General features: G+C 29.3%; 10 protein-coding genes, 1 pseudogene and 1 riboswitch. Of the genes and pseudogenes, 1 reads left to right on the top strand and 10 read right to left on the bottom strand.

The annotated features are described in order from the left end of the window. A partial coding sequence (locus CRN98_RS17140; RefSeq protein ID WP_143331317.1) for a hypothetical protein occupies window positions 1-247 on the bottom strand: 247 nt, incomplete at its 3' end. A gap of 136 nt (window positions 248-383) precedes the next feature. Between CRN98_RS17140 and CRN98_RS18245 the strand changes: the two are divergent. Next, window positions 384-830: pseudogene (locus CRN98_RS18245) on the top strand (IS21 family transposase); the annotation flags it as partial. A 219-nt stretch (window positions 831-1,049) separates the two neighbouring features. Here the strand turns inward: CRN98_RS18245 and CRN98_RS17135 are convergent. The 9 genes from CRN98_RS17135 to CRN98_RS17835 form a co-directional block, all read right to left on the bottom strand. Further along, window positions 1,050-1,859 carry a MerR family transcriptional regulator gene (locus CRN98_RS17135; protein ID WP_097028624.1) on the bottom strand — a complete coding sequence of 270 codons (810 nt, stop codon included), beginning with the start codon at window positions 1,857-1,859 and terminating at the stop codon, window positions 1,050-1,052. Between the two features lie 124 nt (window positions 1,860-1,983). Continuing rightward, window positions 1,984-2,133, bottom strand: coding sequence for a TetR/AcrR family transcriptional regulator (locus CRN98_RS17545; protein ID WP_143331316.1), 150 nt, complete (start codon window positions 2,131-2,133; stop codon window positions 1,984-1,986). Further along, the gene (locus CRN98_RS17130; RefSeq protein WP_097028623.1) at window positions 2,120-2,515 is read right to left on the bottom strand and encodes a hypothetical protein; all 396 of its coding nucleotides are present in this window, start codon (window positions 2,513-2,515) and stop codon (window positions 2,120-2,122) included. The genes CRN98_RS17545 and CRN98_RS17130 overlap by 14 nt, the downstream gene beginning before the upstream one ends. 20 nt (window positions 2,516-2,535) lie before the next feature. Then, window positions 2,536-3,528, bottom strand: coding sequence for an adenosine deaminase (gene add, locus CRN98_RS17125; protein ID WP_097028622.1), 993 nt, complete (start codon window positions 3,526-3,528; stop codon window positions 2,536-2,538). Window positions 3,529-3,589: 61 nt separating this feature from the next. After that, window positions 3,590-3,689: riboswitch (purine riboswitch) on the bottom strand. Window positions 3,690-3,814: 125 nt separating this feature from the next. After that, the gene (locus tag CRN98_RS17120; RefSeq protein ID WP_097028621.1) at window positions 3,815-4,558 is read right to left on the bottom strand and encodes a hypothetical protein; all 744 of its coding nucleotides are present in this window, start codon (window positions 4,556-4,558) and stop codon (window positions 3,815-3,817) included. Between the two features lie 324 nt (window positions 4,559-4,882). Continuing rightward, window positions 4,883-5,320, bottom strand: a complete 438-nt coding sequence (gene hepT / locus CRN98_RS17115; protein WP_097028620.1) for a type VII toxin-antitoxin system HepT family RNase toxin — start codon at window positions 5,318-5,320, stop codon at window positions 4,883-4,885. Between the two features lies 1 nt (window position 5,321). Continuing rightward, window positions 5,322-5,765, bottom strand: coding sequence for a type VII toxin-antitoxin system MntA family adenylyltransferase antitoxin (gene mntA / locus CRN98_RS17110; protein WP_097028619.1), 444 nt, complete (start codon window positions 5,763-5,765; stop codon window positions 5,322-5,324). A 572-nt stretch (window positions 5,766-6,337) separates the two neighbouring features. After that, a complete protein-coding gene (locus CRN98_RS17100) occupies window positions 6,338-6,814 on the bottom strand; it encodes a hypothetical protein (protein WP_097028617.1) in 477 nt (158 codons plus the stop codon). 387 nt (window positions 6,815-7,201) lie between these two features. Further along, window positions 7,202-7,474: tetratricopeptide repeat protein (locus CRN98_RS17835; protein WP_179632226.1), on the bottom strand; the 273-nt coding region annotated here is incomplete at its 5' end.

Below are 7,474 nucleotides of genomic sequence, written 5' to 3'. Positions count from 1 at the left end.
TTTCTTTGGTGTATTTCTTTTGGTCTTGCTCAAATTGAGCTTTGGTCTTTACAATATTGCCTTTACTATCCACAACATTACCATCTTTATCAAGATTCACTTTTGCTGAAGTGGTCTGTGAAAATATTTTCCCAATGGATTTTACTGTTTCACTCTTTGCCGAAACCGATATGGACCCAATTGCTAATGTCAAAACACCAACTGTAGTTGCTAAAGCGATTTTTTTCTTGTTCATTTTTTTGTTCATAATTCTTTCCTCCTAAACATGTTAATTTGGTATCATCATTGATGATTATATTAACAGTATACCGTGTGGTATATTAAGTTATCGTTAAGTTAATATAGAAACGAAAAAATTTTTAAAATTTATCTTTTATTAGCTTAACGTAAGTTATCCATCAGTAGCTAACGCTATAAATACCTTAAAGAGAAAGAAAAAAGAAGCTTTTATCTGTCGGAATATGCTCCAGGAGTTGTAGTTGAATTTGATTTTGGAACTGTAAAGCTTTATACGGAAGATAATATACTTAGAGAATATCAACTAGCTGTATTTACATCTGCCTATGTCAATTATAGATGGGCAAGACTTTTCGCTAAACAGAATACTGTATGTTTTTTAGAATCACATGCTTTGTTTTTTCAGATTCTGCAACGCTTACATCGGCAATGAAAAAGGTCATGTTGAAAGAAGTGTTGAAGTGGTAAGGCGAAAAGCCTTTTCTCGAAGAGATACTTTTAAGTCATTGGCAGAGGCTAATATCTACCTAGAGAAAATACTTGATGAACTCAACAGTAAGCCTACGGCAGCAAAAACAAAGTCCCCAATTGAATGTGTCCGCTCATAATATAGCCTCCATAGAAAAATCTTGCAAACCTAAAATAAATGTTGCCTATACAATTATTCTAACAATTTAAAATGCAATTAATAACTACTTGCTAGATAGGTAATACCAGCAAGTAACTTATAACCTCATTACTTGTTTAAAAAAATAAGCATGTGCTATAAGCCATGCTTATTTTCATAACAGGGGAATTTACATAATTGGTCTTTATTTTTTTACTGGTATCTGTATTTCGGTTAAATAGTCCTCTGTATTTTTTTCATTCCAAGGTCCTTTCATAGCAACTTGACGTGGAATTCCTGACATACTATATCCATTTTCCTCAATCCAATTTGCTAAGAAATTATATGCACCAGCTAAATTAGAATAATCTCCTGGAACTAATATACTAGCAGCTTGCTCCACTGCTTCAGTTTCCTTGAATATAAATCCATCCTCATCCTTTATAAGCTTATCAACACCCATTACTATCTCCACATCAACTTCGCCTTCTTTATAACCCTCATCGTGGTGTGTGGTATAAGCTACATTATTGCAAGGAATATTATTTTTTGTTACGTATTCTCTCAATCTTCCCCAAAGCATGATTTCTGCTTCATAAGCTGGTATAACCTCCCTTAAGGAAATAACCCTATAGCTAGGTAATGATTTTAATGTAACATTATAACTCATATTAATCCTCTCCTTTTTCATATCCTTAATGGCGGAGTTGATTTTTTTAAGTCTTATTTCCTCAGCTCTTATATTATTTTTAATTTCTTCACTTTTAACTTTTAAAATCTCTTCTAGCTTTTCATTAGAATTTTCTTTTATAATCACTGCTATATCAGCTATGTTAAAGCTCATATCTCTCAATGATACTATTAGGTTAATCTGTGAAATCTGTTTTGCCGAATAATATCTGTATCCTGTAAAGTCATCAATTTTAGCAGGCTTAAAAAGTCCAACTTCATCATAATACCTAAGCATACGGACAGACACTTTGGTCAATTTAGAAAAGTCTCCAATCTTGAACATGAAATCAACTCCTATAAATTACTGCCATTCGAATGACATCTTTATAATAATGCCTAACACCATGTGAGAGTCAATATTAAGTAAATAAATTTATATATTAATGTTTTACTCCTCAACTATTTTATCAATTACACCATCCATGAGAAATACCGGCGGCTGTAGTAAGGTCATTTATAGTAACTTTTCGTAGACCATGGGCAGAAAAAAGTCTTTGTCCCTCTTTAAATAGTCGTTCCCTTATGATATCTCGTTCCTGTTCATTAAATTTTGGCATACACTATCGCCTCATTTGTATTATCTAAAAAGCATTTTGCCACCTGATCACATATTTCATCCGCACGAAAATAGTAGCTATTGTGAATATCGTCAATAACATATAATTTTTTATCACAAGTAAATCTATCATAATAACGTTTAAAATAATTAGCAGAAAAGTAGCGATCTGATAAGGTTTGAAATACCAGCACTGGACATTTTGACTCACCTTTAATATAACTGTTCTTTCCTATTAAAATTTCCATAAATGCTGCTAACCAATTAATATTTGCTTTAAACATCTGTGGATTCTCTAGAAGTGCCATCTCATAAAATCTATCATCCTGCTCCTTGTTTTTTCCATGATATTTTGGGGGATTCATCATCACTGTAAAAGTCATGCTTATTTTAGTTATTCAATCTATATCAATTTCTTCAATCTTTCTTTTGTTTCTAAATCAGCAAAACTTGCTTCAACACTGTTATAATAGATTTGTTTATAATCTTCATAACTAATATTAAATTCCTTAGATACTATATCAAATTCCTTGGTCATATTTGTATCTGACACAGTTCTGTTATCTGTGTTCACTGTTACTTTTATTCCATCCTTATGAAAATCATATATTGGATGTTCATTAAAGCTATTAACTGCTTTTGTTTGTACATTACTTGCTAAGCACATGTCAAGAGCAACATTTTTCTCTTTAACAATTTCATATGCTTCATGGCAATCTTTTATAAATACTCCATGTCCAATTCTTTCTGCACCTAAAAGTTCAACTGCTTCTAATACATTTTTACCTATTCCAGTTTCACCTGCATGAATTGTTACCCTATATCCATATTTTTTAGCTAAAGCTATTGGTTCCACAAATTTTTTGCTAAATCCCTCTTCTTCTCCTCCGGCTAAATCTACTGCAACAACTCCTTTTCCTAGGAACTTTTTACCTCTTTCAACTACTTCAATAGCTTTATCTGCAGACATATTTCTCATACACGATAATATTAAATTTCCTTCTATATCATGTTTCTGTTCTGCATCTTTAATCCCATCTATAACACTTTGTATTATTTGTTCTATTTCTAATCCTTTTACCATATGAAGTACAGGCGCAAATCTTACCTCCATATATTTCACGTTTTCCTTTGCAGCATCTTCAAAAAGCTCAAAGGTAATTCTTCTTAGGCTTTCTTTTGACTGCATTACTAGGTTCGGAATTACGAATGTTTTCAAATACTCATTAAGAGAGGTGCATTCCAGCGGAGCAGTAATCTGCCCTTTAATCTCATCCCTATCAAAAGAAGGAATATCAATTCCCTCCTTCTTTGCTATATCAATTATTGTTTCTGGTCTAACGCTGCCATCTAAATGACAGTGAAGTTCGATTTTAGGCAAATTTACAAAATTCATAGTATCCTCCTAATTATATATTTATAAAAAAATTCCTAACCACAAAGAAAATATATATCTAAAAAATATACATTTTCTTCGTAATTAGGAATTATAGGTTCCTAGTAGAGACCCCCAAACCATATTATTGGGGTTATACGAAACTTTAGTTTTGTTTAAAATATTAATTTTATGAAATTATACTAAACTTTATTTTTAATGTCAAGGAGCAAAACAAATTGCTAATTTACTTGTGTGCCCTGGGGAATTTTGATAAAAAGTCTGTAACTGAGGTTTTTAAATTTGCTCATAATGTGCAGCTTACCAAATGCAGTGTGCAATAGTTATCTTCTATTGATATAATGCCCTCATCACAAAATCCCTGATTTAAAAACCATTTCAAATCACCATTTGGAAATGTGCCCTCTTCATCTGAGATTGCAAAAACTTTAGTATAGGAGCCTTTTAAGAAGCAGAGTAATGCGTCCATGGCAGGTTTTTTATAATCAAATTCAGTAGAAGAATGATATACACATGTAATAAATGCATATTTTTCACTTTTAGGTATATTGTACGGCACAATCTCTGATGGAAGGAATTCAACTCCACCCAGCACCTGTCCATTTTCCATATTGAGAAATCCCATAATTTCATTACAATATTTTCGCAAAAATATTGATTTCATTTCGCAGGCTGTATATGAATCGGTCATGGTGCATTTCGGGCAGATTAAACCAATGTTATCTTTTGTTAGTGGAACAACTGTCCCTGAATACACAGTTTCACCTAATGGGATGATATAGGGCTCTTCTTTTATTAATCCATCTTTTATCTGCTGTATCAATTTATGAGTAAGGGGGGAAAAGTATCTAAATGTATCGTTGACAACCGTTAAAAAAGGGAAATAGATACTTTGTTCCTCTGCTAATGTAAAATCCTTTTCAATATTATAGGTTTTTATTTCAAATTCATGTTCATACTGAGGTAACATGGACAATGTTTCATCTATGATGGGACACTGCCTTCCCCAATAATAATATTCTAATTTCAAATTACCACCTCATTTTTATATAAAGCTTTTATATCTTTATTAAGTTAGCCCATTGATAATACTCTGTATTTTTATAACTATCTGTCCACATATTTATTACTTTCTTGGTTACTTCAGCACTGCTATGAGTTGGCCAAGTAAGATATTTAGTTACTTGTGAATCAGATGCCCAATTATTATTATTTTTATTTTACCACACAATTTTGTATATTTAGTTAATATTATGTAGTTTTTACAGTTACTTGACACACAAAAAAATAAGCATGGGCTATAACACCATGCTTTATATTATTAAAATATTTTCTCAAATTTTATCTGCTATTATTATCTATAATTTTCTTCAATCCACTGATTTATATAATTTACAAACTTAGCAAAGTCATCTAAATGATTATGTAATATATCTATAATTATTTTTTCATCAACTCTCATATAATCATGAACAAGAATATTTCTAAAAGATATCATATTAGCTACTTCCTTTGAAAACTTTTGCGGTAAAATCTTGTTCTCTCCTAAGCTTAAAATAGCTTCCCTATATGTATCTGGTTTTTCTACATCTAGTACTGAAATAATTATATTGGATATATCAAGCACGCATTCAATAGATATCTGTATGCCTCTTTCTATGCCCCAGTATCTTAACATATCTTCTTTTAAATTATCTTCATTTATATAGATAGCAGTTGATTTTAATAATAGTACATTCTTTTGCAATTCCTTTATTTTTAAATTAATTGTCTCTAATAAACTTCTTGTCATACTACATATCCCCCGCTTCTTTTTTCGCCCACTCTTTTATATATTTCATTTGAGTCCTTCTAAAAGGCTCCATATCCATATATTCTTTAAGAACTCTAACTTCAAAATTCACCTTAATATCTTCATTCTCCATATAAACAAGTTTTCCATACTTAATAACTTGATGCTTTAATACCGAATTAGCATTGTTTAATATAACTAGATCTATATCATTTCTTTTAAAAATATCGATAAACTCGCCTATTAATGCTAACTTATCTAAGGCATTGTAATTATCCTCCAAAAATATAGCTATATCTAAATCGCTGTCTTTACCATTTGTCCCCTTTGCATAAGAACCAAATATATAAATTAATTTTATTTCATAACTATTTATTAGTTTTTCTAGGTTATTTTTAAGTATATCTTTAACTTCACATAAATCCTTTTGAATTTTTCCGTTCATAATACTTCCTCCATAGGTAAATCATGAAAAACTAAAATAAATGTTGCCTACTCAATTATTCTAACAGTTTAGAATACAATTAACAACTACTTGCTAGATAGGTAATGCTAGCAAGTAACTTATTTAAGCATTATTGGCTCGCAGCTTGAATTTTTATGCATTAAATTAACTTTCAAATGAACTACGTTTCACTACAACAATTATATTTATACTAACTAATATGATAATAACAAATAACATGACCCCCCCTACTGCTATAGATGAAGTTTCTTTAGTTAATGCAGTATTTTCCCTAAAAGTTCGAAGTCGCTTTCCACTTTATAAACTAATTTCAATACCTGTATTATACTTATAAAGAAAGAAACAGGTAAAAAGGTTCTAAAACAAAATATAGAATAACTTTCTTCTTTTCCTATAAACAATTTTAATATAAATGGCATTATTATTGTAAATGCTATCATATATATTGTGAAATAATATAAAAATACTTTTAAATATTGCATACTAATTACCTTACCCTAACAAAATTATTGTCACTTACACATCCATTTTTATTATAAGATTTATTTTAATCACTTCATTTCTACTGAATATTCATTCTCTTTTTTAAACTTTAAAATTAAACTCAGAATTACTAAGGAAGATACTTCTGTTGAAATAAGATCCATAAATAATCTATAATGTTCAGCTTCGTATTTTATAAAAAGAGAACTTAAACAATTAATCGCAAAACCAATAATTAGAGATATTATTACAATCTTCTTCCCAATTACATCCATATATTTCTTATTAGATATTATATATAATAATTCTAATGGAAAGATTAATGAAACTATTAGTTTTACAATATAAGTTATCTCTATTATAATTGATTGATTTTTTAAAACAGGCCTATCCATATACCAAAAATAATATTCTTTGCTTACATTCTTAATAAATTTAACTGGCAAAATTATAATATCATTATAATAGATTAATATAATCATAAAGAAAATATTAAATAATATTATAGAAATTAAAGATACTATTAATACTTTATCTTTTTTCATAATGACCTCCGTTAAAAGCTTGAAAATCTAATCACTCTTATTTTTTATATACTGATTTAATTGCATCAATTATTAAAATAAGACTAAAATAAATGTTGGATATTTTACCTTACATTTTATACTGTTTATTCCATTTTATCATAAAATATGGTTATATGCTGAAATGACACCTAATTTATACAATAAGTTTATATAAAATAATAAAAAATAAGCATGTGCTATAAAAGCCATGCTTTATTGAAGTATCACTTGCCATGCGGGTGGCACTATATTGAGCAAGCATAAATAAAAAGCACGGCTTTAACCCTGCAATCTTTATTTATTGAAAACATTTTTGTTTTTATATTCTTCTTAGTTACTAAATTCATAATTTATAAGTCTATTTTGTTATTTCTTTTCACGTTTTGCTACTTTCTTATTAGCTGCTTTCTTTTCTTTTTCTAACTTTTCCTTTTCTTGTCTTACGGAAAAATCTTCAGCATTAACAAAATTCGACGAAATTATATTGTTTGGATCAAATTCAAGTACTTTTTTATATATATTATATGCACCTTCACGATCCCCTTTAACCAATAAACACTTTGCTATTCTTGTGTATGCTGCATTGCTATTGGATTTTTTGCTTATGATCTTTTTATTTACATTAATAGTAGTATCATC

The sequence above is a fragment of the Clostridium peptidivorans genome, assembly GCF_900205925.1.
In the GTDB taxonomy this organism is placed as follows: Bacteria; Bacillota; Clostridia; order Clostridiales; family Clostridiaceae; genus Clostridium_AK; species Clostridium_AK peptidivorans.
The sequence above is the reverse complement of the archived record's forward strand: the minus strand, read 5'-3'. Positions and strand labels throughout refer to the sequence as shown.